This window comes from Caballeronia sp. Lep1P3 (genome assembly GCF_022879595.1).
Lineage (GTDB): Bacteria > Pseudomonadota > Gammaproteobacteria > Burkholderiales > Burkholderiaceae > Caballeronia.
In genome coordinates this window covers 721,278-747,026 of the sequence record NZ_CP084266.1, presented here as the reverse complement: position 1 = coordinate 747,026, position 25,749 = coordinate 721,278, and the positions used below count along the sequence as shown (strand labels likewise).

28 protein-coding genes are annotated in these 25,749 nt (G+C 65.3%); 20 read left to right on the top strand and 8 right to left on the bottom strand.

The genetic code is table 11. From position 1 onward, the window contains the following. The first annotated feature begins 9 nt into the window (after nucleotides 1-9). The 7 genes from LDZ27_RS17965 (at nucleotide 10) to LDZ27_RS17935 (ending at nucleotide 6,787) form a co-directional block, all read left to right on the top strand. On the top strand, nucleotides 10-930 hold the full coding sequence (locus tag LDZ27_RS17965) for an ABC transporter permease subunit (protein ID WP_244816236.1): 921 nt from the start codon (nucleotides 10-12) through the stop codon (nucleotides 928-930). A 10-nt stretch (nucleotides 931-940) separates the two neighbouring features. Continuing rightward, nucleotides 941-1,831, top strand: a complete 891-nt coding sequence (locus LDZ27_RS17960; RefSeq protein ID WP_244816235.1) for an ABC transporter permease subunit — start codon at nucleotides 941-943, stop codon at nucleotides 1,829-1,831. Nucleotides 1,832-1,834: 3 nt separating this feature from the next. Beyond that, nucleotides 1,835-2,830: an ABC transporter ATP-binding protein gene (locus tag LDZ27_RS17955; protein ID WP_244816234.1), complete on the top strand. Its 996-nt coding sequence runs from the start codon at nucleotides 1,835-1,837 to the stop codon at nucleotides 2,828-2,830. Continuing rightward, nucleotides 2,823-3,806 (top strand): murein tripeptide/oligopeptide ABC transporter ATP binding protein OppF, encoded by a 984-nt coding sequence (oppF, locus tag LDZ27_RS17950; RefSeq protein WP_244816233.1) that lies wholly within the window; start codon nucleotides 2,823-2,825, stop codon nucleotides 3,804-3,806. Before LDZ27_RS17955 ends, oppF begins: the two co-directional genes overlap by 8 nt. Nucleotides 3,807-4,012: 206 nt before the next feature. Continuing rightward, on the top strand, nucleotides 4,013-4,990 hold the full coding sequence (locus LDZ27_RS17945; protein WP_244816232.1) for an OprD family outer membrane porin: 978 nt from the start codon (nucleotides 4,013-4,015) through the stop codon (nucleotides 4,988-4,990). 23 nt (nucleotides 4,991-5,013) lie between these two features. Continuing rightward, entirely contained in the window at nucleotides 5,014-6,282 is a 1,269-nt protein-coding gene (locus LDZ27_RS17940) for an IS256 family transposase (protein WP_244813746.1), read from the top strand. Further along, the gene (locus LDZ27_RS17935; RefSeq protein ID WP_370653458.1) at nucleotides 6,233-6,787 is read left to right on the top strand and encodes an OprD family outer membrane porin; all 555 of its coding nucleotides are present in this window, start codon (nucleotides 6,233-6,235) and stop codon (nucleotides 6,785-6,787) included. Before LDZ27_RS17940 ends, LDZ27_RS17935 begins: the two co-directional genes overlap by 50 nt. Before the next feature lie 312 nt (nucleotides 6,788-7,099). Here LDZ27_RS17935 and LDZ27_RS17930 read toward each other — a convergent pair whose 3' ends face one another. The 4 genes from LDZ27_RS17930 to hmpA all read right to left on the bottom strand — a co-directional run bounded on the left by LDZ27_RS17930 (nucleotide 7,100) and on the right by hmpA (nucleotide 10,561). Then, a complete protein-coding gene (locus LDZ27_RS17930) occupies nucleotides 7,100-8,332 on the bottom strand; it encodes an NnrS family protein (protein ID WP_244816231.1) in 1,233 nt (410 codons plus the stop codon). A 23-nt stretch (nucleotides 8,333-8,355) separates the two neighbouring features. Beyond that, a complete protein-coding gene (locus tag LDZ27_RS17925) occupies nucleotides 8,356-8,766 on the bottom strand; it encodes a cupin domain-containing protein (protein WP_244816230.1) in 411 nt (136 codons plus the stop codon). A gap of 10 nt (nucleotides 8,767-8,776) precedes the next feature. Continuing rightward, entirely contained in the window at nucleotides 8,777-9,214 is a 438-nt protein-coding gene (locus LDZ27_RS17920) for a carboxymuconolactone decarboxylase family protein (RefSeq protein WP_244816229.1), read from the bottom strand. 162 nt (nucleotides 9,215-9,376) lie between these two features. Next, complete coding sequence (gene hmpA, locus LDZ27_RS17915) at nucleotides 9,377-10,561, bottom strand: NO-inducible flavohemoprotein (RefSeq protein WP_244816228.1); 1,185 nt, start codon at nucleotides 10,559-10,561, stop codon at nucleotides 9,377-9,379. Between the two features lie 117 nt (nucleotides 10,562-10,678). Here hmpA and norR point away from each other — a divergent pair, with 117 nt between their 5' ends. The 10 genes from norR to LDZ27_RS17865 all read left to right on the top strand — a co-directional run bounded on the left by norR (nucleotide 10,679) and on the right by LDZ27_RS17865 (nucleotide 20,354). After that, complete coding sequence (norR, locus tag LDZ27_RS17910; RefSeq protein WP_244816227.1) at nucleotides 10,679-12,277, top strand: nitric oxide reductase transcriptional regulator NorR; 1,599 nt, start codon at nucleotides 10,679-10,681, stop codon at nucleotides 12,275-12,277. A 464-nt stretch (nucleotides 12,278-12,741) separates the two neighbouring features. Further along, nucleotides 12,742-13,353, top strand: coding sequence for a c-type cytochrome (locus LDZ27_RS17905; RefSeq protein WP_244817319.1), 612 nt, complete (start codon nucleotides 12,742-12,744; stop codon nucleotides 13,351-13,353). A gap of 12 nt (nucleotides 13,354-13,365) precedes the next feature. Continuing rightward, the gene (locus tag LDZ27_RS17900; protein WP_370653407.1) at nucleotides 13,366-14,634 is read left to right on the top strand and encodes a cytochrome c; all 1,269 of its coding nucleotides are present in this window, start codon (nucleotides 13,366-13,368) and stop codon (nucleotides 14,632-14,634) included. Nucleotides 14,635-14,647: 13 nt separating this feature from the next. Further along, on the top strand, nucleotides 14,648-14,806 hold the full coding sequence (locus tag LDZ27_RS17895) for a hypothetical protein (protein WP_244816226.1): 159 nt from the start codon (nucleotides 14,648-14,650) through the stop codon (nucleotides 14,804-14,806). A gap of 41 nt (nucleotides 14,807-14,847) precedes the next feature. Further along, nucleotides 14,848-15,414 carry a cytochrome C oxidase subunit II gene (locus tag LDZ27_RS17890; RefSeq protein WP_244816225.1) on the top strand — a complete coding sequence of 189 codons (567 nt, stop codon included), beginning with the start codon at nucleotides 14,848-14,850 and terminating at the stop codon, nucleotides 15,412-15,414. Next, on the top strand, nucleotides 15,404-17,029 hold the full coding sequence (locus LDZ27_RS17885; RefSeq protein ID WP_244816224.1) for a b(o/a)3-type cytochrome-c oxidase subunit 1: 1,626 nt from the start codon (nucleotides 15,404-15,406) through the stop codon (nucleotides 17,027-17,029). Before LDZ27_RS17890 ends, LDZ27_RS17885 begins: the two co-directional genes overlap by 11 nt. Continuing rightward, nucleotides 17,026-17,829 (top strand): cytochrome c, encoded by an 804-nt coding sequence (locus tag LDZ27_RS17880; protein WP_244816223.1) that lies wholly within the window; start codon nucleotides 17,026-17,028, stop codon nucleotides 17,827-17,829. Before LDZ27_RS17885 ends, LDZ27_RS17880 begins: the two co-directional genes overlap by 4 nt. Before the next feature lie 111 nt (nucleotides 17,830-17,940). Continuing rightward, a complete protein-coding gene (locus tag LDZ27_RS17875) occupies nucleotides 17,941-19,002 on the top strand; it encodes an NAD(P)/FAD-dependent oxidoreductase (protein ID WP_244816222.1) in 1,062 nt (353 codons plus the stop codon). 32 nt (nucleotides 19,003-19,034) lie between these two features. Further along, nucleotides 19,035-19,724: an extensin family protein gene (locus tag LDZ27_RS17870; protein ID WP_244816221.1), complete on the top strand. Its 690-nt coding sequence runs from the start codon at nucleotides 19,035-19,037 to the stop codon at nucleotides 19,722-19,724. A 72-nt stretch (nucleotides 19,725-19,796) separates the two neighbouring features. Then, nucleotides 19,797-20,354 (top strand): hypothetical protein, encoded by a 558-nt coding sequence (locus tag LDZ27_RS17865; RefSeq protein WP_244816220.1) that lies wholly within the window; start codon nucleotides 19,797-19,799, stop codon nucleotides 20,352-20,354. A gap of 54 nt (nucleotides 20,355-20,408) precedes the next feature. Here LDZ27_RS17865 and LDZ27_RS17860 read toward each other — a convergent pair whose 3' ends face one another. After that, on the bottom strand, nucleotides 20,409-20,753 hold the full coding sequence (locus tag LDZ27_RS17860; protein ID WP_244816219.1) for a hypothetical protein: 345 nt from the start codon (nucleotides 20,751-20,753) through the stop codon (nucleotides 20,409-20,411). 33 nt (nucleotides 20,754-20,786) lie between these two features. Then, the gene (locus LDZ27_RS17855; protein ID WP_244816218.1) at nucleotides 20,787-21,149 is read right to left on the bottom strand and encodes a hypothetical protein; all 363 of its coding nucleotides are present in this window, start codon (nucleotides 21,147-21,149) and stop codon (nucleotides 20,787-20,789) included. A gap of 4 nt (nucleotides 21,150-21,153) precedes the next feature. Here LDZ27_RS17855 and LDZ27_RS17850 point away from each other — a divergent pair, with 4 nt between their 5' ends. Both LDZ27_RS17850 and LDZ27_RS17845 read left to right on the top strand, forming a co-directional pair. Next, nucleotides 21,154-21,684: a hypothetical protein gene (locus LDZ27_RS17850; RefSeq protein ID WP_244816217.1), complete on the top strand. Its 531-nt coding sequence runs from the start codon at nucleotides 21,154-21,156 to the stop codon at nucleotides 21,682-21,684. A gap of 60 nt (nucleotides 21,685-21,744) precedes the next feature. Then, nucleotides 21,745-22,146: a GFA family protein gene (locus tag LDZ27_RS17845; RefSeq protein WP_244816216.1), complete on the top strand. Its 402-nt coding sequence runs from the start codon at nucleotides 21,745-21,747 to the stop codon at nucleotides 22,144-22,146. 18 nt (nucleotides 22,147-22,164) lie between these two features. On the opposite strand, the gene LDZ27_RS17840 is transcribed toward LDZ27_RS17845, so the two are convergent. Next, nucleotides 22,165-23,175, bottom strand: a complete 1,011-nt coding sequence (locus LDZ27_RS17840) for a zinc-binding alcohol dehydrogenase family protein (protein WP_244816215.1) — start codon at nucleotides 23,173-23,175, stop codon at nucleotides 22,165-22,167. A gap of 197 nt (nucleotides 23,176-23,372) precedes the next feature. On the opposite strand from LDZ27_RS17840, the gene LDZ27_RS17835 reads away from it, so the two are divergent. Further along, nucleotides 23,373-24,203 (top strand): NAD-dependent protein deacetylase, encoded by an 831-nt coding sequence (locus tag LDZ27_RS17835; protein WP_244816214.1) that lies wholly within the window; start codon nucleotides 23,373-23,375, stop codon nucleotides 24,201-24,203. A gap of 163 nt (nucleotides 24,204-24,366) precedes the next feature. Here LDZ27_RS17835 and LDZ27_RS17830 read toward each other — a convergent pair whose 3' ends face one another. Further along, nucleotides 24,367-25,632, bottom strand: coding sequence for an aminotransferase class V-fold PLP-dependent enzyme (locus LDZ27_RS17830; protein WP_244816213.1), 1,266 nt, complete (start codon nucleotides 25,630-25,632; stop codon nucleotides 24,367-24,369). Nucleotides 25,633-25,749 lie beyond the last annotated feature (117 nt).

The following is a 25,749-nucleotide window of genomic DNA, read 5'->3' as shown; positions in this document are numbered from 1 at the left end:
GAAGCTCTCATGTGGTCTTATACGTTGCGGCGCGTGCTGCTTACGCTGCCGACGCTGCTGATCGTGGTCACGGTCTGCTATCTGCTTCTGCACGCGACGCCCGGCGGCCCGTTCGACAGCGAGCGCAAGGTGTCCGCCGAAGTGCTTGCGAACCTGCAGGCCAAGTATCGCCTCGGCGAGCCGTTGTGGAAGCAGTACCTGCTCTATCTCGACGGCCTCTTGCACGGCGACCTCGGCGCTTCTTTCCGCTATGCGGACTGGAGCGTGAACGATCTCGTGTTGCGCGCGCTGCCGGTGTCGCTGGCAATCGGCGGCGTGTCGATGGCGCTCGCCATCGTCACCGGCGTGCTGCTCGGCATGGCGGCGGCGCTGCGGCGCAACAGCATCGCGGATTACGCGGTGATGCTCGTCAGCAATGCGGGCAACGCGTTTCCGTCGTTCGTCATCGGCCCGGTGCTGATTCTCGTGTTCGCCATCGGTCTCAAGTGGCTGCCCGCCGGCGGCTGGAACGGCTTCGACGTGCGCTACATGGTGCTGCCGGTCGCGCTGCTCGTCATGATCAACGTCGCGACGGTCGGCCGTGTCACGCGCGCGAGCCTGATCGAAGTGATGAACGCGCCGTACATTCGCACCGCGCGCGCAAAGGGTCTGCCGCTGCGCGCCATCGTGCTGCGCCACGCGCTCAAGCCCACGCTCATTCCTGTGGTGTCCGTCATCGGGCCGCTGGCGATCTCGTCGATCACGGCGGCGGTCGTCACCGAATCCGTGTTCTCGCTGCCGGGCATCGGCAAGCTGATCGTGAACGGCGCCGCCAATCGCGACTACACGCTCGTGCTGGGTCTCGTCGTGCTGGTCACCGTCGTCGCCGTGCTGCTCAATCTGCTGGTCGATCTCGCGTATGCGTGGCTCGACCCGAAAATTCGCTACTGAAAGGCGTGCGATGAAATCTGCTTCTCTGGCGCCCATGTTGGAAAAGGCCGTCGCGGGCCGCAGTCCGTGGCAGGACGCTCGCGCGCGATTCGTGCGCAACCGGGCGGCGGTGGCGAGCCTCGCGCTTCTCGTCGCGATCACGCTCGCATGCATCGCCGGGCCGTGGTTCTTGCCGAATCAGTTCGATTCCGCCGACTGGAACGCGATGAGCGTGCCGCCCACTTTCACCAACTGGCACCTCTTCGGCACCGACGAAACCGGCCGCGATCTGCTTGTGCGCTGTCTCGTGGGCGGGCGCGTGTCGCTGATGATCGGCGCGCTCGCCACGCTGAGTTCGGTCACGCTCGGCATCGTGTGGGGCGCGATTGCGGGCTTCGTCGGCGGGCGCGTGGATAACGCGATGATGCGCGTCGTCGACATGATGTACGCCATTCCGTATCTGCTCATCGCGATTTTGATGGTGACGTTGCTCGGACGCGAGTTCTACCTGGTTGTGCTGACCATCACCGTGTTCTCGTGGATGGACATGGCGCGCGTGGTGCGCGGCCAGACGCTCGCGATCCGTTCGAAGGAATACGTCGAGGCCGCGCGCGCCATCGGCGTGCCGACGCGGCGCATCATCGCGCGGCATGTCGTGCCTAATCTGCTCGGCATCGTCGCGATTTATACGACCGTCACCGTGCCGGGCGTGATTCTCACGGAGTCCGTCCTGTCGTTTCTCGGCCTTGGCGTTCAGGAGCCGATGACAAGCTGGGGCGTGCTGATTCAGAACGGCGTCGGCGTGATGGAAGCCTCGCCGTGGATTCTGCTGTTCCCGGCCGCGCTGCTGTCGGTCACGCTTTATTGCATCAATTTTGTCGGCGACGGGCTGCGCGATGCGCTCGATCCCAAGGACCGGTGAGTCATGCCGCTACTCGAAGTCAAGGACCTGCAGGTCGAATTCGCCACGCACGACGCCACGGTGCGCGCCGTCAACGGCGTGAGTTTCACGCTCAAGGAAGGCGAGACGCTCGGCATCGTCGGCGAATCCGGCTCGGGCAAAAGCCAGACGGTGCTCGCCATGCTCGGGCTGCTCGCATCGAACGGGCGCGCGAGTGGGCGCGCGATGTATCGCGGAGACAATCTGCTCGGCTTGCCGGCGAAGGCGCTCAATCGCGTTCGCGGCAATCGTCTCTCGATGATCTTTCAGGACCCGATGAGTTCGCTCAATCCGTACCTGAGCATCGAGCGGCAAATGACGGAAGTGCTGGAACTGCACAAGAAGCTGACGCGCCGCGAAGCGAAGAACCGCGCCATCGCCATGCTCGAAGCCGTGCGCATTCCCGAGGCGGCGCATCGCATCGGGCAGTATCCGCACGAGTTGTCGGGCGGCATGCGCCAGCGCGTGATGATTGCCATGGCGCTTCTGTGCGAACCCGAAGTCCTGTTTGCCGACGAGCCGACCACCGCGCTCGACGTCACCGTGCAGGCGCAAGTGCTGCAACTGCTGCGCGATTTGCAGCGCGACTTCGGCACGTCCATCGTGCTGATTACGCACGATCTGGGCGTCGTCGCCGGACTTTGCGAGAAAGTAATGGTGATGTACGGCGGCCGCGTGATGGAGCAGTGCGATGCCGCGACGCTGTTCGCGAAGCCTTCGCATCCGTACACGATCGGCCTGTTGCGCGCGTTGCCGCGGCTGGACCAGCAAGGCGGCGAACTGACGGGCATTCCCGGCAATCCGCCGAACATGGCGCATCCGCCTGCCGGCTGTCCCTTCCACGAACGGTGTGCCGACGCGAACGCCGAGTGCGCCGAGCGCGCGCCCGCGCTGACGGCCGTGGACGGAACGCATCGGCTGCGCGCGTGTCACCGGCCCGTCGATGCCTTGACCCGATATCAGGACTGCAGCCATGTCTGACGCAACGATTCTCTCCGTGCGCGACATGCGCGTGCATTTCAAGGTGAAGGCGAAGAGCCGCTTGCCGTGGGCGGCGGGGCGCACCCTGAAAGCCGTCGACGGCGTGAGCTTCGACTTGCGCGCGGGCGAAACGCTCGGCGTCGTCGGCGAATCGGGCTGCGGCAAGTCCACGCTGTCGCGCGCAATCCTGAACCTCATTCCCGCGACGGGCGGCGAGATCGTGTGGATGGGCGCGGATCTCACGCGCGCGTCGCAGCGCGAGTGGCACGCGGTGCGCGCCGACGTGCAGATGATCTTTCAGGACCCGCTGGCATCGCTCGATCCGCGCATGACGATCGGGCAGATCATCGCCGAACCGTTGACGGAGCATCGGCCGGGCATCGGCAAAAGGGAAAGCGACGCCCGCGTCCGCGCGATGATGGCGAAGGTCGGCCTGGGAGAGCAAATGATCAACCGATATCCGCACGAGTTTTCTGGCGGGCAGTGTCAGCGCATCGGGATTGCGCGCGCGCTGATCGTCGAGCCGAAGCTCGTCATCTGCGACGAGCCCGTCTCCGCGCTCGATGTCTCCATTCAGGCGCAGATCGTCAATCTGCTCAAGTCGCTTCAGGCGGAGATGAAGCTGTCGCTGATCTTCATCGCGCACGATCTGGCGGTGGTGCGCCACATTTCGGATCGCGTGATGGTGATGTATCTCGGCCGCGTGATGGAACTCGCGGACAAGCACGCGCTTTACGACACGCCGCGCCATCCGTACACGCGCGCGCTGCTGTCCGCTGTGCCGTCGCCCGATCCGGCCGTCGAGCGCGCGAAGGTCGTGCAGATTCTTTCGGGCGACATTCCGAGCCCCATCGATCCGCCCGCTGGCTGCGTGTTCCATACGCGCTGCCCGATGGCGCAAGCACGGTGTTCGCAGGAAGTGCCCGAGTTGCGGACGTTGGCCGCTGATGCATCGGCGGCGTGTTTCTTCGCTTGAAGCAGGCGGCGCGCGTCGTCCGCGCGACGTAGAACCAATCATTACGGACTGCCGATAAGCGCACACGTCGCGCCGTCCGTAGAAGCAACGAAATGGCGCATCGCCCCGATTTCTGAGTCGACGGGCGCGGCTCGTTGCAGCCATTCGATTCGGTTGTTTTGTTGTTGCTGTTCAGCAGGTTGAGCCAGAAGTTGGAGATACTTTTCATGAAAAAACAAAAACTGTCAGTCGCGCTTTCTATTTTGCTTTTCAGCGGTTGCATGGCGGCGCACGTCGCCGCATTCGGTCAGGAAGCCGATACCGAGCCGCCCTCGCGCCATACCGAAGCCGTGCCGAGTTCGCCGCCCAATACCGAAGCGGACGCGCCGGTGAGCAGTCAGGCGAAGTCGAAGGGCTTCATCGAGGATTCGCATTTGAATCTGCTGGGCCGGTCCTTCACCGAGCATGACGAATTCAAGGGCGCGGGCAAGAAAGACGCGTGGGTGCTCGGCGCACAAGCCGTGTTCGAATCCGGTTACACGAAAGGATTGATCGGAGTAGGCGCGGACGTTTCGCTCTTCGGCGCGTTCAAGCTGAACGGCGGCAACGGCGCGACGAATCGCGTGCACGTCGGTACGGACGGCGGCGGCTCGAATCAGCTCGCGTGGGCGTATCCGGGCGTATGGGACGTGAAGGCGCGCGCATCGAATACGGTGCTCAAGTACGGCCAGCAACTCTTCGACAACCCGTTCCTCATCGCCCACGACAACCGCGCGCTGCCGCCGACGTTTCGCGGCTTCTCGCTCGTGAGCGACGAGATCAGGAACCTGACGCTGAAAGCCGGCACCGTGGACGCCGCGATGGCGCGCGGCATGACGACCGTCACCGGCCTGAAGACGGAATACGGTGGCAAGCACGTTTCGCAGTTCACGTATGTCGGCGGCGACTGGACGCACGGAGACGACACGGCGGTATCGCTCTACGGCAGCGTTGCGACCAACGTGTATCAGCAGTACTACCTCACCGCGACGCAGAGCATCGGCGACGCGAAGGCGGTGCGCTGGACCGGCTCGCTGAACTACTACTACACGGGCGCAATCGGCGACAAACGCCAAGGTCCGATCGACAACAACGCATACAGCCTCGCGCTCGCCGGAACGCACGGCGCGCGAGCCTGTCAGATTTTCTGTGTGCCGAGGTCATGAGACGATAAGGGAAATAACGTCCTATGACCGAAGCAATCGTGACAAAGAAGAGTAAGAACCCGAAGGCACCGAAGCTGTTTCCCGATGAGCTGATCGACCAGTTGCTGGCCCAGGTGCAAGGCAAGGATGCTGAGGCGGTCCTGGGCGAATCAGGTTTGGCCGGCCAACTTAAGAAACAGCTGGCCGAGCGCATGCTTGCAGCCGAGTTGAGTCACCATCTGGAAGCCGAGACCGAGCAAGGCCAGTCCGGTAACCACCGCAACGGCACCAGCCCCAAGACGGTGCTCACGCCCAATGGCGAATTGATGCTGGATATTCCGCGCGACCGGCAAGCGACATTCGAGCCGCAATTGGTGGGCAAGTATCAACGCCGACTGCCGGGCTTCGATGACCACGTCATCAGCATGTATGCGCGCGGCATGAGCGTGCGCGAGATTCAGGGTCATTTGCTGGAGCTGTACGGGCTGCAGGTGTCGCCCGATCTGATTTCCACGGTCACCGACGAGGTGCTGGCCGAGGTCGAGCAGTGGCAGCAACGCCCGCTCGAGGCCATGTATCCGATCGTGTACTTTGACGCGCTGCGTCTGAAGATCCGCGACGAAGGCACGGTCAGGAACAAGGCGGTCTATCTGGCGCTGGGCATCCGCGCCGACGGTCGCAAGGAAGTGCTGGGCTTGTGGATCGAGCAAACCGAGGGCGCCAAGTTCTGGCTGAAGGTTTTCAACGAACTGAAGAACCGCGGCTTGCACGACATTCTGATCGCGGTGGTCGACGGCTTGCGCGGCTTCCCCGAAGCGATCGAGGCAGTCTATCCGGCCGCCCAGATCCAGACGTGCATCGTGCATCTGATCCGCAATTCGCTGAATCTGGCGAGCTGGAAGGACCGCAAGCCGCTGGCTGCCGCGATCAAGCCGATCTACCAGGCCGCCACCGCCGACGCGGCGGCAGCGGCACTCGACGCCTTTGCGGGCAGCGAGTGGGGCCGCAAATTCCCTACCGTCGCGGCGATGTGGCAGCGCCAATGGGAGCAGGTGATCCCCTTTTTCGCCTATCCGCCCGAGGTGCGTCGAATCGTATACACGACGAACGCGATCGAAAGCATGCACATGCAGTTGCGCAAGATCGTCAAGAATCGCGGCCACTTCCCAAGCGACGAAGCCGCCAGCAAACTGCTCTATCTGGCCTTGCGTAACATCGAGAAGGACTGGAAGATGCCGCCTATCACCTGGCGACAAGCAGTGAATCAGTTCGCCATTCTGTTCGGCGAGCGCTTCACCAGCGCCATCAGCTGAGATTCCCAACCGGCCTCAGCACACAAGATTTCTGACACGTCCCGGCGCGCATACGCTGCAGTTCGCCTTCCAGCAGATTCTGGGCGACCAGATGTTCGACTACATCCACGAGTCGGGTGGCGACTATCGCTCGAATTCGCTCGACGTGGACTACAACCAGCCGCACGAGAAGTCCGTCAGCCTGTCGTATTCGATCAACTTCAAGGACTACGGCGTGCCGGGGTTCAAGGTCACGATGTGGGGCGCGTATGGCTGGGGCGCGGACGGCAGCGCGATGGCCAACAGCGGCACCGCGAACGCCGGCAGCTACGTGGTCAACGGCCAGCCCTTGCACGGCTCGCACCACGAATTCGGCGTCATCCCGAGCTACACCGTGCCGGACGGCAAGTTCAAGAACACGTCGATCAAGTTCTACTACATGCATCATCAGGGCAGCGCGTACTACCCGGACGGCACGAGCGACGTTTATCGCCTGATGGTCAACGTGCCCTTCAACGTGTTCTGACGCGGCCCGTTGAACGGTGTAAACGTACCCTCCATCTGAAGCGAGCGTGCGTGTCGCGGATCGTGATGTCTCGCCCACGCTCCATCGCCCGGCAGGTCTGTCCTGCCGGGTTTTTCTCGTCCAAGTAGAAGGCAAGACGCAGGGCTTTCGATCGCCTACGAAAGACCGCGTCGTTTCTTTGAGAACGCGTCGCCGTGCGGGTGACGCGGGAATGGAGACGGGCTACTCGGGGGCCGTCAATGAGTGACGATGCCAGCGCAATCGACGCCCGCCCGCTCGTTCATCGCAGCGAGCGGGTTTGTCGCGAAAGGATCAGCCCGGCTTGCCGTCCGCGCGTGGCCTCGCGAGCCTCGGCGCATACGCCGTCACGTAGATCGCGAAGGCGAGCGTCCAGCACGATCCCGCGCCGACGATCCATATCGAGTAGCCGGACGGCGCGGCCATCGGCCCGAAGACGCGCAGCGCGCCCGCGATCATCACGAGCGCATAGCACGCCATGTCACGCCGATCCGCCGCGAGCCGCAATCCGGTATGGCCGCGCGCGGTGCGCGTAATCATCGCGATGACCGCGCCGCCGATGACGCCCGCCGTGAACGCGTGCATCGCCACGGTATGCGGCACGCGCGGCGCGCTGAGCGCCGACAGCGCCAGGAGCGCGAAACCGAGCGGCAGCCATGCATATGCCACATGAAGAATGGCAAGGATGGGCCGCCCGCGCACCGCGTAAGAGCGCCAGCCGATGATCCGCGCCAAATGCACCGCGCACGCGAGCGACGCCACCGCCGCGACGAGTACGCCTGCGGGCGTCACCGCGTCCGCGACGAACGGCGCCAGCGTAACCGGCGCGGCAGCGAGTTCTATCACGCGCCATCGCCGCGCGACGAAGCCGGGGATCGCGTTCGCGGTGAACATCGGGATCACGCGCCCGCCGATCACGCTCACCAGCGTCACGACGATGCCCGCCGCGACTTCGATGCAGCGGATCGCGAGATCGGGCCTGTCAGCGATGCTAAAGCCGTGGAACGCGGCATTCAGCGCGCCGAATGCAAGCAGCAAGGGCACGACGAAGTAATTGCGCCGGTTGCTGGCACGGACGAGCACGCGCAACAGCGCAAGCGCGACGAGCGGCAGGAACGCGCTATCGACGATGGCGGCGGGCAGGGCCGGTCCGCTCCACACGAGCACGCGTGCCGCGAGCCAGGTTCCGACGAGCGCGGCGAGCGGCAAGCCGCGAGCGGTGTTCTGTCCGGTCCACGCGCGCACCGCCGTCAGCAGAAAGCCCGCGACGATGGCCGCCGCGAAGCCGAACACCATTTCGTGAGCGTGCCAGCCGACCGGATCGGCGCGCAGCAGATAGCCGCCGACGACCGGCACGCCGTTCAGAACCAGCAGCCAGACGGCCAATGCGAGCGCGCCGAAAGCCGCGCCGCCGAGATACAGCGGCCGGAAGCCGAGCGCGAAGAGGGCGGAGACGGCGAATTTCGGCAGACCACCCGGGTCGCGTTTCTCTGGCGCGGCAACATAAACTGGTTCTGCACGCTTCATGACGATGCCCTCTGTTTTCGTCGCTAGTTGGCCGGAATCGGCAGCTTGACCGGCTCGCCTTCGCCGACGATCGCGAACACCAGCAGCTTCGCCGGCTCGGTGCTGCTCGCATTCTTCGACACGATGTGATGCGCGCCCGGCGGCTCATACCACGACTCGCCGGGGCCATACGTCCTCGCCGCCGATCCTTCGAGCTGCGAAACGACGTGTCCTTGCAGCACATACGCGAAGATCGACCCCGGATGCCGATGCGGTTCCGACGCCTGCCCCGGCCGATAAGCGACGGTTGCGATCAGCACGTTCTTGCCGGCGGCTTCCGGGACGGCCTGCTTCATGACGGGCGTGACGGTCTCGGCGCCATCGTCGTGCGCGAAGGCGCCCGGCGCGGCGAATGCGAGCGCCGCCGTCAGTACGAGAATCCGACGCATGCTCATGGCGCGCTCCTCAAGCCGGCATCTTCCGAAACGCGATCGCGAAACGATTCCAGCTATTGATCGCGGAAACGAGCAGCGTCAGATCGACGATCTCCTCGTCGCTGAAATGGGGCTTCACGGCTTGCCACACCGCGTCGGGAACGCGGTCGTGCGCGATGAGCGTGAGCGCTTCGGTCCATTCGAGTGCGGCACGTTCGCGGTCCGTGAAAAACGGCGTCTCGCGCCACGCCACGACTGTCGCGAGCCGGCGATCGGTTTCGCCGCCCTTGCGGGCGTCGGCGGTATGCATGTCGACGCAAAACGCGCAGCCGTTGATCTGCGATGCGCGCAAGCGCACCAGTTCCGCAAGCGATTTTTCGAGCGACGACTTGCCGATGCGTTCTTCGACGCCGAGCAGCGCCTTGATGGCGGACGGGCTGGCCTTGTAGAAATCGAGACGGGGTTCCATCGATCTGTCCTCTTCACTGGGTTGGAGAAAGCGCGCCGTGCGGCGCGACAAGTGAAGATTAGGCGTTGCGGTGGCTTCGATAAATGACCGGTTTTCGCTATTTTCGGGTAGCCAGTGCCCGCAGCCGTCGGCCACGGGCACGCTTGGCTTACCGGAGCGCGATCAATCCAGCGCCGAAGCCGGCCCGAAGAACTCGTAGCGGCTTTGCGCTTCGGGCACGCCGAGCGCCTTGAGGTGCTTCTTCATCGCCTTCATGAACGGCTTCGGCCCGAGGAAATACGCATCGACATCGCGGTTTTTCGGCAGCCACTTGTCGAGCAGCGTTTCGTCGACGACGCCGAAGCCGTGCGCCTCGCCGTCGCCGTCGCGCTTGTTCTCGTAGCAGTAGAAGCGCTTGAGTTGCGGATGCCGCGCCGCGAGATCGTCGATCGTTTCGCGGAACGCATGCACGCCGCCGTGCCGCGCCGCGTGGATGAAGTGAATCGGGCGCTTCGTCGCCAGGAGCGCGGCGTTTAGCATCGCGAGCGTCGGCGTAATGCCCACGCCGCCGCTGATGAGCACGAGCGGCTTGTCGCCATGTTCGAGCTTGAAGTCGCCAGCGGGCGGATACAGGTCGAGCGTGTCGCGCTCCTGAACCTGATCGTGCAGGAAGTTCGACACCTTGCCTTCCTTCTCGCGCTTCACGCTGATGCGATATTCGCGTCCGTTCGGCGCGGCCGATAGCGAATAATTGCGACGCAGTTCCTCGCCGCCGATGAACGCGCGCAAGCCGATGTACTGGCCGGGATGGAAGTCGAGCAGGGCGCCGCCGTCCTCGGGCACGAGATAGAACGACGTGATCTCATCGCTCTCCGCGACCTTGCGCGCGACGACGAAGCGCCGCGTGCCGCGCCATCCGCCGGGCGCGTGTTCGCGCTCGCTGTAGATCCCTTCTTCGAGGCCGATCAGCAAATCGGCGAGTTGCCCGTAAGCGGCGGCCCACGCCTCGATCACGGCATCGGTTGCGATCTCCGCGCCCAGCACTTCGCGGATGGCCCTGAGCAGGCAGCTTCCGACGATCGGATAATGCTCGGGCTGGATATTGAGCGCGACGTGCTTGTTGATGATCTGCCCGACGAGACCGCCGAGCTTTTCGAGTTCGTCGATATGGCGCGCGTACATCAGCACGCCGTTGGCGAGCGCGCGCTGCTGCGCGCCGCTTGCCTGGTGCGCCTGGTTGAACATCGGCCGCACTTCCGGATGTTCGTTGAGCATCAGCGCGTAAAAGTGGCGGGTAAGCGCCTCGCCGCCGCTCTCGAGCAGGGGAACGGTGGCTTTGACGATGGCGCGGTGTCCGGTTGACAACATGATATGGTCCTCTTGACTACGGCGAAGCGGAATGCTGCACAACGGAATTCGTTGATTACTTATACAGATTCCGTGCCATGCTTCGCCGCCCTTATAAACAAGAGCTTAGCGTAACGAATGGTCGATTCAACACTAGTCAAAAAGACTGCTGACGTAGTCGCAATGACTTCGCGCGTCCTGCTCGACGCGCTCGTCCCGCTGATCGAGGATCTGTCGCAGGACATTCCCGACACGGAGCGCTACCGGCGCTTGCTGACTGCGCTGCGCGCGCTCTTTCCGAGCGACGCCGCCGCATTGCTGCGGCTCGACGGCGAGACGCTCGTGCCGCTCGCCATCGACGGGCTATCGAGCGATACGCTCGGCCGGCGCTTTCGCGTGAGCGACCATCCCCGCTTTGCGCGCATCCTCGCGCGCGCCGAACCCACGCGCTTTCCGGCGAACTCGCCGCTTCCCGATCCCTACGATGGCCTCGTCAAGCACGCGGGCGCGCATCTGGAAGTGCACGATTGCCTCGGCAGTCCGCTCTTCATCGACGGCAAGCCGTGGGGGCTGCTCACGCTCGATGCACTCGATCCCGCGCGCTTCGACGGCATCGACATGGCCTCGTTGCAGGCATTTCTGAGCCTCGCGTCGGCGACCGTGAGCGTGGCGGCGCGCATCGACGGACTCACGCGCACCGGCGAAGCCGAGCGGCAGCGCGCCGAAATCTACCGCCAGGCAAGCGGGCCGCGCCGCCGCGAGATGATCGGCAGCAGCCCGCGCCACAAGCATCTGATGGAGGAGATCGCGATCGTCGCGTCGAGCGATCTGACCGTGCTGATTACCGGCGAAACGGGCGTCGGCAAGGAACTCGTCGCCTCGGAGATTCACGCGCTTTCGCCGCGCGCGGACAAGCCGCTCGTGAGCCTCAACTGCGCGGCGCTGCCCGATACGCTCGTCGAAAGCGAACTCTTCGGGCATGTGCGGGGCGCGTTCTCGGGCGCGTCGTCGGACCGGCGCGGCAAGTTTGAATTGGCCGACGGCGGCACGCTCTTTCTCGATGAAGTCGGCGAACTGCCGCTCGCCGTCCAGGCGAAGCTCCTGCGCGTGTTGCAGAACGGCCAGTTGCAGCGCATCGGTTCGGACAGCGAGCATCGCGTCGATGTGCGGCTGATTGCCGCAACGAACCGCGATCTCGCCGACGAAGTGCGCGCCGGGCGGTTTCGCGCCGATCTGTATCACCGGCTGTCGGTGTATCCGCTCGTCGTGCCGCCGCTGCGCGAACGTGGCCGCGATGTCCTGCTGCTTGCCGGCTTCTTTCTCGAAGAGAACCGCTCGCGTCTCGGGCTTTTGAGCCTGCGCCTTTCCGCCGATGCGCAGGCCGCGCTCCTCGCGTATCGATGGCCGGGCAACGTGCGCGAGCTGGAGCATTTGATCGGCCGAAGCGCGCTGAAGGCGCTCGCCGTGCATCGCGAACGGCCGCGCATCCTGACGCTTGCCGCAGCGGACCTCGACATCGCCGATAACGCGCATGTCGGCGCGCTCGCCGCGTCGCCGAGCGCGCCGGCATCGGATGCGCCCGCCGCGGACTTCCGCGAAGCCGTGACCGCCTATGAGCGCAGGCTCATCCTCGATGCGCTCGCGCGCAACGGACAGAACTGGGCATCGACGGCGCGAGAGCTGGGCATCGACCGCGCGAATCTGAATCGGCTCGCGCGACGGCTCGGGCTGAAGTAAGGCGTCGATTACGCGTCTCATAAATGAGAGCGATTCCGCGCAGACCGTCTTGTGACCGGGCGTTGGCGCAATCGATCATCCGTCCGCGTATCTCGAAATAATGCGTTTTCTTGTTCTGGCGCAAAGAATCGGCTCGTCTTGCGATACGCAGCGATCGCTTGTATTGAGACAATTCCGGGGCTGGAGAAAATGGAAGCTGTCTCCTAACATCTGAAAAGCCAAGCACAACCCGCCACCGGCAGAACTGCAGCTTTGAAGAACAGCGTCGAGCGCGACGATTGCAATGAAGCGCGCGCGTCGAATCGAAAATGGCAACCTGAAACGGGGGATACGTGGCATACGTGGCTCAGCGCAGCGCCTTCTTCCTGTTGTCCGCGCTTCTCGCGTTCATCGCGTTCCTCGCGCTCGGCAGCATCGGAGCGTTCGCCCAGACGAGCGCGCCGCTCGAGCGCGCGCCGGACACGATGCAGGCGCGCGTCATGGGTTGCGCCGCGTGCCACGGCGCGCACGGTGAAGGCACCGACAACGACTATTTCCCGCGTCTTTCGGGCAAACCGGCCGGTTATCTGTACAACCAACTGCTCGCTTTCCGCGACGGCCGGCGCAAATACCCGCCGATGAACTATCTGCTCGCGTATCTGCCCGACGCGTACCTCAAACAGATCGCCGATTATTTCGCCGCCGAGCGTCCGCCGTTCCCGCCGCGCACCGCGCCGAGCGTCGATGCGAAGACGCTCGACCTCGGCAAGACGCTCGTGACACAGGGCGATGCCTCGCGCAAGGTGCCCGCCTGCGTGAGTTGCCACGGCGCGTCGATGACCGGCATGGAGCCGGCCATTCCCGGCTTGCTCGGCCTGCATGCGGACTACATCAGCGCGCAACTCGGCGCATGGCGCTACGGCACGCGCTCGACCGTGCCGCCCGACTGCATGCGCCAAGTCGCGCAACTTCTGGGCGAGCGCGACATCACCGCCATTTCCGCCTATCTCGCTTCGTTGCCCGCGCCCGCGAATCCGACGCCCGTCGCGGCCGGCTCACTGAAGATGCCGCTCGCGTGCGGCAGCGTCCAACACTGAAGAGGACCCGACGTGCTTCGTTTCCGACAACTTGGGGCGCTTGCCGTGGCGGTCTTCTTCGCGGCGTGCGCCGTCCCGCTAGAGAACGCGGCGGCGCAGGCGAAGAGCTTCGATGCCGCCACCGTCAAGCGCGGCGAGTATCTCGCGCGCGCGGGCGACTGCATCGCGTGCCATACGCTGCCCGCGGGCAAGACCTTCGGCGGCGGTCGTCCCATGGACACGCCCTTCGGCACGCTCTTCACGCCGAACATCTCATCGGACAAGGAGACGGGGATCGGCCAATGGAGCGCCGACGAGTTCTACAACATGATGCACACGGGCCGCTCGCGCGACGGCTCGCTGCTTTATCCCGCGATGCCGTTTGCGTCCTATACAAAAGTGACGCGCGCCGACTCCGACGCGATCTACGCGTTCCTGATGTCCACGCCGCCCGTGCATCAGCCGAACCGCTCGCACGAGTTGCGCTTTCCGTTCAACCGGCGTGAGTTGCTGCTCGGCTGGCGCTCGCTCTTTTTCAGGCAGGGCGAGTATCGGCCGGATCCGAAGCAGTCCGTCGAATGGAATCGCGGCGCGTATCTCGTCGAAGGACTCGGCCATTGCTCGATGTGCCACACCGCGATCAACGCGCTCGGCGGCAATGTCAGCTCGAAGGCGTTCGAAGGCGGCCTCATCCCGATCCAGAACTGGTACGCGCCGTCGCTCACGTCGAACAAGGAAGCGGGCCTCGGAGACTGGAGCATGGACGACATCGTCGGCCTGCTGCATGCCGGTGCGTCCAATCGCGGCGCGGTGTATGGCCCGATGGCCGAAGTCGTCTACGACAGCCTGCAATATCTGAGCGAAGACGACGTGCGCGCGATGGCCGTCTATCTGAAGGCGCTGCCCGCGCACGCCGGCGACAAGTCCGCGCCGCCGAGCCAGGCGGTCGTGGAAGAGCGCACGAATCTTTCGCCGCTCGGCAAGAAGATCTACGACGCGCAATGCGCCGTCTGTCACGCAGCGCAAGGCCAGGGCAAGCCACCTGATTTTCCGCCGCTCGCGAGCAACCAGTCGATTGTGATGAGTTCGGCGGTCAACCCGATCCGCATGGTGCTCAACGGCGGCTATCCGCCCGGCACGTTCAAGAACCCGAAGCCCTACGGCATGCCGCCGTTCGCGCAGTCGCTGTCCGATGTGGAGGTCGCGGCGGTGGTCACGTATATCCGCACGGCGTGGGGCAATCGCGGCGCGCCGGTATCGGTCAAGGAAGTCAACGAACTGCGCTCGGCGCCCCTTTACTAGCATCGACACGACCATGAACGACGATCCGAACGAAGACGCGAAGCTCGATCAAATCGTGAGAAGCGGGCCGGGCGGTGCGCTCGCGCTCGCGGGCATCGCGACGGCCATCGTCATTGGCCTCTGGTTCGCCTTCTACTTCGCCGTGTTCCTGCCTCGCGGCGTTATCCAGTGATTCAGTGACTCAGTGATTCATCGAGGCAGCACAGCACATCTATGGCCATCAATCCAGGTTCACACGAAGTCGCCGAACGCGTCGAAAAACGCTGGGCGATGCTCGTTCTCGCGATCGTCGTCGTGCTCGTCGCGATGGTGGTCTACACCGGCCTCCATTGGGCGATGATGCCGCCCTCGCGCGTCGAGACCGTGCGCCCCGAAACGCTGCACGTCTCGGGCGAATTCGTCGAGAGCAATCTCGGCACCGCGCCGGAGAGCGACGGCTCGGTGACGGTGCGCGTCGTCGCGCAGCAGTACTCGTTCACGCCGCAATGCCTGCTCGTGCCGGCGGGCGTGCCGGTCACGTTCCGCGCGACGAGTTCGGATGTCGTGCACGGCTTTCTCATCACGAAGACGAACATCAATTCCATGCTGGAACCGGGTTACGTCTCGACATTCAAGACCACGTTCGACGAACCCGGCGACCATCTGATGCCGTGTCACGAGTTCTGCGGCGTCGGGCATCACGGCATGTGGGCGCACGTCAAGGTGATCGATCGCGCCGAATTCATGCAGATGGCCGACAAGCTGCCGGCCAATTCGCGGAGACTGTCCTGTGTTGAATAGCAAGCGCCTCATCCTCGCGCATTTCTGGCTCGCGTTCGTGGCTTTCGGCGTCGCGCTGTTGCTCGGCGCGTGGCAGATGTTCGCGCGCAGTCCGCTCTTCATCGGGCTGCAGAATCCCGAGATTTACTATCGCTCGGTGACGGCTCACGGCTCGGCGATGGGCTATGTCTTCCCGACGCTCATCGCGATGGGCTTCGGCTACGCGGTCACGGAACTGGCGCTCAAGCGCACGCTTATCGGCGTGCGCTGGGCGTGGCTCGGCTTCTGGCTCGTCGCCATCGGCTCGGTCATGGCGATGATCCCCGTCGCGATGGGCCTCGCCTCCGTGCTCTACACGTTCTATCCGCCGATGATCGGCAACGCGTTCTATTACCTCGGCGTCGTGCTGGTCGTGGTCGGATCGTGGATCTGGGTCGCGCTGATGTCGGTCAACCTGCATGCGTGGAAGCGCGCGAATCCGGCCAAGACGGTGCCGCTGCCGATGTTCGCCACCGTCGCCGGCGCGTATCTGTGGGGCTGGACGGCGGTCGGCGCGGCCATCGAAGTGCTGTTCATGATTCTGCCGGTGGCGCTCGGCTGGAAGTCCACCATCGACGCGGGACTCGCGCGCGTGTTCTTCTCGTGGACGCTGCACGCGATCGTCTATTTCTGGCTGATGCCCGCGTACATCGCGTATTACACGATCATCCCGCGCGCGATCGGCGGACGCCTCTACAGCGATGCCATGGCGCGCATCTCGTTCATCCTGTTCCTCGTCGTGTCGATGCCGATCGGCATTCACCACTTGTTTGCCGACCCGCAAGTGGGCTCGGGCTTCAAGTTCATGCATTCGGTGTTCACCGCGCTCGTCGCCGTGCCGACGCTTCTGACCGTGTTCACCATCTGCGCGTCGGTGGAGATCGCGGCGCGGCTGCGCGGCGGTCGCGGCGCGCTCGGCTGGATCAGGGCGCTGCCGTGGGAGAACCCGATGATGCTCGCCGTCGCGTTCTCGTTCGTGATGCTCGGCTTCGGCGGCGCGGGCGGCATCATCAACATGAGTTATCAGCTCGACTCGACCGTGCACAACACGCAATGGGTCACGGGCCATTTCCACCTGATTTTCGCGGGCGCGATCGTCATCATGTACTTCGCGATTGCCTATGACTTGTGGCCGCATCTGACGGGCCGCGCGCTGCAAAGCGTGAAGCTCATGCGCGCGCAGTTGTGGCTGTGGTTCGTCGGCATGATCGTGCTGACGTTCCCGTGGCATTACGTCGGCATTCTCGGCATGCCGCGGCGCATGGCGTTCTACGACTACAGCGATCCGCAGATCGCGCATCAGGCGGCGTCGGTCGTGATCTCGACCATCGGCGGCTTCGTTCTGGTCGTGTCGGCGCTGCTCTTTTTCATCGTGCTGATACGGGCGCATCGCGCGCCGCGCGTGAGCGTCGAGGAGTTCCGCTTCAGCCGCGCGGTGCACGAGCCGCGCACGATCCCGGTCGCGTTGAACAGCTTCGGCTTGTGGCTCGCGCTGATGATCGGTCTCACGCTCGTCAACTACGGCTATCCGATCGCGCAACTCGTGGCGCGCTCCGATACGTCCGTGCCCGCGGTTCCCATCGGAGCGCAGCGATGAGCGAAGAACGCCTCTTCACTTTCCGCAACCGCTGGTTCGCGACGAGCGTTCTCGGGACCATCGGCATCGCGGCCGTATCGGCGGTGATCGGCTTCGTGTGGCTGCCGTCCGTGCAGCGCGACGCGTCCTTCACCGGCATCTGGAACGCCATCTGCAGCGCGGCGGGCGTGCCGCGCAACTGGCATTCGGGCGATACGACCGTCGAGCCGACAAGAAAGCTCTCCGCCGTCGAAGTGACGCCGCAATTGCTTGCAAGCGCGAGCGCCAATTCCATCGGGCGCGGCGCGACGCTCGCCTTGCGCTGCACGATGTGTCACGGCGAACGCGGCATGAGCGAAGCGAATTCGCCGAATCTCGCGGGGCAGTATGCGCCGGTCATCTACAAGCAGTTGATCGACTTTCAGACGGGCGCGCGCAACAGCGCGGTGATGTCGCCGATGGCCGTCAATCTGAGCGATCAGGACATGCGCGATCTCGCCGCCTATTACGCGAGCCTGCCGAGGCCGCCCGCGCAGCGCAAGGTGAGCGACGCGCTCGCGCCCGGCATCGTGTCGCACGGCGCGCCGATGCGCAACGTGGCGCCGTGCGCGGCGTGTCACGGCGGCATCGACAACAAGGCGGGCAGTCCGTGGATCGACGGCTTGCCGGCCGCCTACACGAAGTCGCAATTAATCGCGTTCGCGAACGGCACGCGCACGAACGACATCGATCAGGTCATGCGCAACGTCGCGCGCAACATGACGCCGGAAGAGATCGACGCGGCTTCCGCGTACTACGCGCGCGGGCTGAACGCGCGGTGAATCGCCGCTTGCCGGAAAGGGGCTTCGTTGTCCGTTCCGGCAGCTTTCTGTATCGTGGTCCGTCTAATGCTCAGCAACGCGAGAGCAGCCAGCACAACGGACGACGATCACATGGACGCATCCAGCAGCCCCATTCAAACCGATGTATTGATCGTAGGCGCGGGCCCGGTCGGGCTTTTCGCCGCATTCGAGGCCGGCGTCATCGGGCTTTCGTGTCATATCGTGGATGCGCTGGCGCGCATCGGCGGGCAGTGCATCGAGCTATATCCCGACAAGCCGATCTATGACATTCCCGCCATTCCCTCGTGCACGGCGCGCGAACTCGTCGACCGGCTGCTCACGCAGATTCGCCCGTTCGACGTGCCGATCCATCTCGGCCAGCGCGTGCAGTCCGTCGAACAGCGCGAGGACGGTCGCTGGACGGTGGGAACGGAGCAGGGCATCACGTTCGATGTCGCGGCCATTCTGATCGCGGCGGGCAACGGCGCGTTCGTGCCGCAGCGTCTGCAGGTGCCGCAGGCGGCGGCGCTCGAAGGGCGCGATGTGCTGTATGGCGTCGCGCGCGTCGCGGATTTCCAGGACCGCGAGGTGGTTATCGCGGGCGGCGGCGATTCGGCGCTCGACTGGGCCAACGCGCTATGCGGCGTCGCGCGCACGGTCACGCTCGTGCATCGGCGCAACGGCTTCTCGGCGGCGGCGGCAACGGTCGCGGCGATGAAGGCGAAGGTCGAGGCGGGCGAGATGCGCTTTATCGTCGGCATGATCGATTCGCTCGATGCGCCCGACGGCGCGCTGCGTTCGGTGCGCGTCAAGCAGATCGAAGGCGCGACGGAGATCGCCGCCGACAAGCTGCTCGTGCTCTACGGGCTGGTCGCGGATCTCGGGCCGATCGCGGGCTGGAATCTCGATGTGCGCGGCGGGCGCATCGAGGTGGATACGTCGAACTACGAATCGTCGCGGCCGGGCATTTTCGCGGTCGGCGATATCGCGAACTATCCGAACAAGCAGAAGCTCATCTTGTCGGGCTTTCACGAGGCATCGCTCGCGTTGCGAAAGGCGTATTCCTACGCGTATCCGGACAAGAAGCGCACACACATCCATTCGAGCTACGACGCGAAACTCGCCGAGCGCGTGCAGTCGAGCGCCGCCGACGCGTCGCATCCGGCGGATTGACCGCGCGCGTTCATGATCGGCCGAATCGTCCGGTGGCTGCTCTGCTCGCGGTCGTCGGCGCGATCGTTTTCGCTTACGGCGTGTACACGCGGCGCATTGCCGTGCCCGAACGCTACGATCCGTTCGCGCCGCTCGACGTGCGCGCGCCGCCTGGACCGCTCACCGCGTTCCGGCTCTGGCGCACCACCCACGACCCGCAACTCTGCGACGCCGCCCTCGCGCGCTCGGGCTTCACGTATAGGAAGATCGCGGATACGTCCGGGCCTGACGGCTGCGAACTGAAGGATGTGGTGCGCGTCGCGCATTCGGACGACGTGCGCTTCAGCGCGCCGTTTCTCGCGAGTTGTCCGCTCGCGGTCGGCATGGCGCTCTTCACGCATCAGTACGTGCAGCGCGCGGCCATCGGCGTGTTCGGCGAGCGCGTGGCGCGTATCGAGCATGTGGGCAGCTACGCATGCCGCAACGTGAATCATCAGAAGGACGCCGCGCTGAGCCAGCATGCGAGCGCGAATGCCATCGACCTGACGGCCTTCGTGCTCGCGGACGGAAAGCGCATCACGCTCGCGCACTGGGACGATGCCGGCACGCCCGAGGCCGACTTTCTGCGACGCGTGCACGACGGCGCGTGCCGTTCCTTCGACACGACGCTCGGCCCCGATTACAACGCGCTGCATCGCACGCACTTTCACGTCGACATGGGGCCGTACCGCGTCTGCCGATGAAGGCGCGCGCCGCTTCAGGTTCGCTAGAATCGTCGTCGGGCACCTTCACCCCTTACCGAACGGAAAGAGCGAATGACGAATCGAGACGCCGCAAGCCAGGAACCCTACGAACGGCGCGCATTGCTGCTGCATCTCGGCGATGTGCTGGAAACGGTCTTCTGCCTGAGCCAATGCGCCGACGACTACGCGAGCATCGGCGAAGCGCTGCGCGGCAACGACGCGCTCGCGGACTTCACGCTGCTCGGCTTCGTCGATTCGCGCATGACGCCGCGCGAGTTCATCCGGCGCGCATCGGGCGCGTTCTTCGTGTGGCCGAAAGCGCTCCTCGACGCGTCGCTCAACCATCCGATGCTCGCGGGCACCGTGAAGCACGATCTCTTCGAAGACAACGCGGCGGGCTGGCGCGCGTATGTCGACGAACGCCGCAAGGACGTGCCGTGGTTCGGCGCGGACGTGCCCGACGTCGCGCAAAGCGCGGCCCCGGCTCACGCGGCGCGCGAGGCCGGAGCGGAAAAGCCGGAAGTCGCGGAAGCGCTGCCCGCGCCGGAAGAAGCACCCGATGCGGGCAAACGGGCCGCGCGCGGATCGTCGCGTTATGCGACGTGGCCTTGGCCGCCGAAATCCAACTAATCGCGGAGGAATCGAAGCGGCGCAACGCCGCTTCGCGTCGTCACGCCTGACGCGTCATGGCTTCTTGCCCATGCTGCCCGCGTCCGAATCGAAGCCGAGTCCGTTCGGACGCTTCGGCGCCGGTCCCTTTCCTGACGATGACTTGCCCGGCTCCGTTTTCAACGCGCCGCTTGCCTGCGCCGCGGCGGTCGCAGGCGGCGTGGCGTTCTGCTCCTGATACGCGGGCGTGCTGTCGTTCTCGAGGCGGCTGGGTTTCGGTGCGTTCGGCTGCGTGGTCTGCTGCCCTTTGGGATGCGCCTCGGGTTTCGCGGTCGGTTGCTGTGCGCCTGCCGCGACCGCGAACGTCGCGCTGGCAAGCATCGCGGCGAGTCGTGCCGCCATGCCAAAAGTGGGTCTCATCTCGTCCTCCCTATGTTCTGCGCTTTGCATCTTTCAAAGCAAGCAGCAGACCTGAAAGCACCTTTCTTGTCGATGCGCAACGAAGCGCGGCGCGCGCTTGCTGGCCGCCGGCATCCGTTGCCGACCGTCAAGGGCGCGCGTGGGCGTCGACCGGAGAATCGGCTCGCTCAGGATCGATCCGTGGGTGATCGGCGTGGGCGTCGGCATGAAGTTCTGACCTGCGAGCCGCGTTTTCCGGCTGCCGAGATTGGCGGAAGAAGCCGGTGCTTCTGGCGTGGCGCGCTGCGGGAGCGCGGTATCCTTGACAGCAGGCCCGGCGCAGCTCGCGGCCCGTCGTCGGCGATTGCCGCGCGAGCGAGCTGCAACGACGAAAAACACCGCATCGGGGAAACGCACGGCAATGAAACCTTCCAACTTCGCGGGAATCGCCTTGCTCGCCGGCTCCTGCGCCGCGTTCGCGCAGCAGCCGATGACGCTGCCAGGCCGCAGCCAGAGTTCGGCGCAACAGTCTGTCGACAACGCGGCGTGCTATGCGTATGCGAATCAGACGACGAACGTCAACATGGCGCGCGAGTCGCAGACCCCGCCGAAGCACAGCGCGACCGAGACGCGCACGATGAGCGCGCCGCGTCCGGTCGAGCCGCCGCTACCGCCGGTCGCATCGGGGGCGCTCGCGGCGTCGGCGCCAGCGGCTTCCGGCGCGTCGGCGGTATCGGGCGCATCCGGCGCATCCGGCGCAGCGGTTGCCGGCGCGCAAGGCGCATCGGCGGCGATGCCCGCGTCGGCGGCGATGTCCGCGAGCGGCACATCGGATGCCATCTATGGCGGCGACATGAAGATGCCGCCGCTTCCGCCGCCCGAGCCGCCGATGGTGCGCTACTGGCGCGCGTACAGCGAGTGCATGCAGAATCGGGGATATTTCGTGCGCTGAGCGGCGAGGGCGTTCGTGCTTCGCCGCACGCGCAAAGCGGTTGAACGCCGGGAGCGATACATGGCCGCCGAGCCGATCCACGAAGGACACTGCGCGTGCGGCGCGGTGTCCGTGCGCGTCTACGCGGAACCGAAGGAAGTCAATCTCTGCCACTGCATGACGTGCCGCCGCATTCACGGCGCGCCGTTCGGCCTCTACGCGATTTTCGAGCGCGACGCCGTTTCCGTTCTCGGCGACACCATCGCGTGGCAAAGCTCCGCGACAGGCCACCGCCATCATTGCCCGAGGTGCGGCTCGCCCATCTATCTCGTCTTCGACGGCGTGCCGGAAATCGAAGTGCCGACCGGCATCTTCGACGAAGTCGGCCTGTATCCGCCCGCCTACGAAATCTGGTGCAGGACCGCCGAGCCGTGGCACGACGATCGGGGCAGGCCGCGCTTCGTGCGCAGCCGCCCCGACTAGCCCATCAGCACTCGACGATCAGCACTCGACGATCGCCTTCACGACGCCCGCCTTCGGATCGAGCAGCGACGAGAAGCGCTCCGGCACGTCGTTGAGCGACATGCGGTGCGTGTTGAGCGCATCGGTCGGCACCTTGCCTTCGCGCATTGCCGTGAGCACGGTTTCGAAGTCTTCGGGCGTTGCGTTGCGGCTCGCGAGCAGCGTCGCCTCGCGCTTGTGAAATTCCGGATCGGCAAAGGAGATGCGGTCGGGCACGATCGACACCAGCACGTACTTGCCGCCGTGCGCGATGAACTCGAAGCCGCGTTCCATCGCGCGCGAGTTGCCGGTCGCATCGAAGACGACATCGAAGAATTCGCCGTTCGTGAGCCGCGACAGTTCCTCCTTGTCGCGCTCGCCGATCTGCACGGTCGCGTCCGCCTTCAACTCGCGACGGCAGAACGCGAGGCGATCCTCGCGCGTGTCGAGCGCCGTGACAGTCGCGCCGCGCAGCCGCGAGAACGTGATGGCCGCCATGCCGATCGGACCCGCGCCGACGACGAGCACGCGCTGGCCCGGCTGCACGTCCGCGCGGCGCACCGCATGCGCGCCGATGGCGAGGAATTCGACCATGGCGGCCTGATCCAGCGTCACGCCTTCGGCCTTGTGGACGAATTGCGCGGGCAGATTCAGATATTCGGTGAAAGCGCCATCGCGATGAACGCCGAGCACCTGAATGTTCACGCAGCAATTGGTCTTGCCCTGACGGCACGCGATGCACTTGCCGCACGACAGGTACGGCATCACGTAGACCGTGTCGCCAGCGGAAAGGCCGCTCGCGGCGTCCGCTTCCTCGATCACGCCCGACAGTTCGTGACCCATCACGCGCGGATACGACAGATACGGCTGGTTGCCCGTGAAAATGTGCAGGTCCGTGCCGCATACGCCGACGCGCTTCACGCGCACAAGCACTTCGTTCTCGCCGCGCTGCGGTTTGTCGCGCTGTTCGGCCTTGAGGGTTCCGGGCGTTTCGCAAATGACGGTCAGCATCGTGTCTCTCGTTCGAATAGGAGTGGGGCAGCGCATCAATCTATCCATGCAGCGTGATTTGGTCAAGCCAATTATACGTTCTTCGAAAGTGGTAAGGCCGGTGCGCGGCGCGCCGTTTGCCCGTATAGTCGGCGCGTAGGTTTTCAAGATACTGCATCGGCCACGTTGCGCGCGGCTTGCGCGCTCAAGGACAGTACGTGCTTTCACTTCATGACTTCGTCGAGCGGCATCCGCGGCTCTTCGTGCTTTCGGGCGCGGGTATCAGCACCGAGTCCGGCATTCCGTGCTATCGCGATCGCGAGGGCCAGCGCACCGGCCGCGCGCCGATTCTGCTGAAGGATTTCCTCGGTTCCGACTACGCGCGGCGGCGCTATTGGGCGCGCAGCCTGATCGGGTGGCCGGTGGTTGCCAACGCGCAGCCGAACGCCGCGCATCATGCGGTGCGCGCGCTGGCGGCGCGTTCGCGCGTGCATCGTCTCGTCACGCAGAACGTCGATGGACTGCACACGCGCGCCGGAAATGCCGACGTGATCGAACTGCACGGGAACATCGGGCGCGTGCGCTGCATGTCGTGCGGCGCGCGGCATGAACGGGCGGCCGTGCAGCGCATGCTGGAAGCGGCGAATCCCGATTTCGTGGGCTATAGCGCGCCCGCCGTTCCGGACGGCGACGCGCATATCGAAGACATCGACTTCGCCGCCTTCGACGTGCCCGGCTGCACCCACTGCGGCGGACTGCTGAAGCCGGACGTCGTGTTTTTCGGCGAGAGCGTGCCGCGCGAACTCGTGCACGACGCGGCGACCGCACTCGAGGCGGCGGACGCGATGCTCGTGGTCGGATCGTCGCTGATGGTGTATTCCGGCTACCGGTTTTGCGAATGGGCTGCGAAGAGCGGCAAGCCGATCGCGGCGATCAACATCGGCAAGACGCGCGCCGATTCCCTGCTCGCGCTCAAGGTCGAAGCGCCGTGCTCCGAGGCGCTCGGCGAGCTGATCGAAGGGCTCGATGCGGGCGCGCTGGCGCGTTAGGCGCGGGCCTGCGCGCGCGTTTTCGCTCGGGCGCGATGCGCTTGCTATAGCACGCCGCTTAGCCCGCATAACGCGCATAACGTTGCTAACGCGCGCGACCCGCTCAACCGCTCAACCGCTCAACCGCTCAACCCGCTCAACCCGTTCAACCTGTTCAACCTGTTCAACGCGGCTCGCGCGCGAGCACGCCGAGCGCATCGGCGAGCCGCGCGGCATCCGACATCCGCGAGAAGACGGCGGGCGTCACGCGCACGACATCTCCGGCGTCCGGGCCGGGCCGCGTCACGGTGAAGATGCCGAAGCGCTCGCGCAGCGCATCGCTCGTGGCTTTCGCGGTGCGTCCGTCGAGCCGGAAAGCGGTGATGCCCGCCGTCATCGAAGGATCGTCGGGCGTGAGGATTCGCACGCCGGGCAGCGCGCGGGCCGGCTTGACCCATGCGTTGCGCAGCGCGCGCAGCCGCGCTTCCTTCGCGTGCGCGCCGATGCGCTCGTGCAACTCCAGCGCCGCCGGCAGCGCGAGCCACGCCGCGAAGTTCGGCGAGCCGGTATGCACGCGCGCGCGGATGTCGTCGGCGGGCCAGGTTCGGTCGCCGAGATAAGGGTCGATCGAACCGACGCGCCCCCGGCGCACATACACCGCGCCGCAACCGAGCGGCGCGCCGATCCACTTGTGCAGATTCAGTGCGGCGAACGGCGCGTCGAGCGACGGCACGTCGAAGTCGAGCGCGCCCCACGAATGCGCGGCATCGACGATCACGTCCGCGCCGGCCTCTTTCGCGAGCGCCGATAGCTCCGCGACGGGCATCACGAGGCCGGTCGCGAAACAGACATGCGACAGCAGCACGAGCCGCGTGCGCGGATGCGCGCGCAGCGCGTCGGCGTAGGTCTCGATGACGCGGCGGCGGAAATCCGTCTGCGACGCTTCCGGCTCGGGAATCGTGATCCGCACCGGCGTCACGCCGCGCCGTTCGCGCAGCCATTCCATCGCGTCCTTGCCGCACGGATAGTCCAGATCGCTGTAGAGCACGGTATCGCCGGGCGCTACGCCGTTATAGCCGCTGATGAGCGCGAGCAGCGCTTCGGTCGCGTTGCGGGTCAGCTCGATCTCGCTGGCCGCGCAGCCCATCGCCGCCGCGACGCGCTCGCGCAGGCCATCGTGGATCGCGGACCACTGCGCACGCACGAGCGTCGTCGTCTCATGGTTCACGCGCTCGATCCAGTAATGGAACACCGATTTGACCGGCTCGGCCATCGCGCCCCAGTAGCCGTTCTCCAGGTTGACGAGCGCATCCGACTGACGATACAGCGCGCGCACGGCGCTCCAGTACGTTTCGTCGGCGGCGAGCGTCGGCGAGGGCGCGGGCGTCGGGGGCAGCGCGGCCATCGCCGAATGGAAGTCGGGGGTGCGGATGTCGAGCAGATCGGGCATGGGCGGAATCTGGAAACGGTGAACGCACCAGTATCGCCCATCGCCGCCCGGCCGCCGGCTGCGAACAGAAAATCGACGAGCCTCGCGGCCACCCTTCAGAGCGAGCCGCCAGCGCCG

Bases quoted from the DNA above. Each gene is read 5' to 3' on its own strand.
- LDZ27_RS17895 (WP_244816226.1), top strand. From the start codon at position 14,648: ATGAACGACGATCCGAACGAAGACGCGAAGCTCGATCAAATCGTGAGA.
- LDZ27_RS17840 (WP_244816215.1), bottom strand. From the start codon at position 23,175: ATGCTGACCGTCATTTGCGAAACGCCCGGAACCCTCAAGGCCGAACAG.
- LDZ27_RS17865 (WP_244816220.1), top strand. From the start codon at position 19,797: ATGACGAATCGAGACGCCGCAAGCCAGGAACCCTACGAACGGCGCGCA.
- LDZ27_RS17860 (WP_244816219.1), bottom strand. From the start codon at position 20,753: ATGAGACCCACTTTTGGCATGGCGGCACGACTCGCCGCGATGCTTGCC.
- LDZ27_RS17930 (WP_244816231.1), bottom strand. From the start codon at position 8,332: ATGAAGCGTGCAGAACCAGTTTATGTTGCCGCGCCAGAGAAACGCGAC.
- norR (WP_244816227.1), top strand. From the start codon at position 10,679: ATGGTCGATTCAACACTAGTCAAAAAGACTGCTGACGTAGTCGCAATG.
- LDZ27_RS17940 (WP_244813746.1), top strand. From the start codon at position 5,014: ATGACCGAAGCAATCGTGACAAAGAAGAGTAAGAACCCGAAGGCACCG.
- LDZ27_RS17830 (WP_244816213.1), bottom strand. From the start codon at position 25,632: ATGCCCGATCTGCTCGACATCCGCACCCCCGACTTCCATTCGGCGATG.
- LDZ27_RS17965 (WP_244816236.1), top strand. From the start codon at position 10: ATGTGGTCTTATACGTTGCGGCGCGTGCTGCTTACGCTGCCGACGCTG.
- oppF (WP_244816233.1), top strand. From the start codon at position 2,823: ATGTCTGACGCAACGATTCTCTCCGTGCGCGACATGCGCGTGCATTTC.
- LDZ27_RS17875 (WP_244816222.1), top strand. From the start codon at position 17,941: ATGGACGCATCCAGCAGCCCCATTCAAACCGATGTATTGATCGTAGGC.
- LDZ27_RS17955 (WP_244816234.1), top strand. From the start codon at position 1,835: ATGCCGCTACTCGAAGTCAAGGACCTGCAGGTCGAATTCGCCACGCAC.
- LDZ27_RS17945 (WP_244816232.1), top strand. From the start codon at position 4,013: ATGAAAAAACAAAAACTGTCAGTCGCGCTTTCTATTTTGCTTTTCAGC.
- LDZ27_RS17920 (WP_244816229.1), bottom strand. From the start codon at position 9,214: ATGGAACCCCGTCTCGATTTCTACAAGGCCAGCCCGTCCGCCATCAAG.
- LDZ27_RS17925 (WP_244816230.1), bottom strand. From the start codon at position 8,766: ATGAGCATGCGTCGGATTCTCGTACTGACGGCGGCGCTCGCATTCGCC.
- LDZ27_RS17960 (WP_244816235.1), top strand. From the start codon at position 941: ATGAAATCTGCTTCTCTGGCGCCCATGTTGGAAAAGGCCGTCGCGGGC.
- LDZ27_RS17905 (WP_244817319.1), top strand. From the start codon at position 12,742: ATGCAGGCGCGCGTCATGGGTTGCGCCGCGTGCCACGGCGCGCACGGT.
- hmpA (WP_244816228.1), bottom strand. From the start codon at position 10,561: ATGTTGTCAACCGGACACCGCGCCATCGTCAAAGCCACCGTTCCCCTG.
- LDZ27_RS17845 (WP_244816216.1), top strand. From the start codon at position 21,745: ATGGCCGCCGAGCCGATCCACGAAGGACACTGCGCGTGCGGCGCGGTG.
- LDZ27_RS17890 (WP_244816225.1), top strand. From the start codon at position 14,848: ATGGCCATCAATCCAGGTTCACACGAAGTCGCCGAACGCGTCGAAAAA.
- LDZ27_RS17880 (WP_244816223.1), top strand. From the start codon at position 17,026: ATGAGCGAAGAACGCCTCTTCACTTTCCGCAACCGCTGGTTCGCGACG.
- LDZ27_RS17850 (WP_244816217.1), top strand. From the start codon at position 21,154: ATGAAACCTTCCAACTTCGCGGGAATCGCCTTGCTCGCCGGCTCCTGC.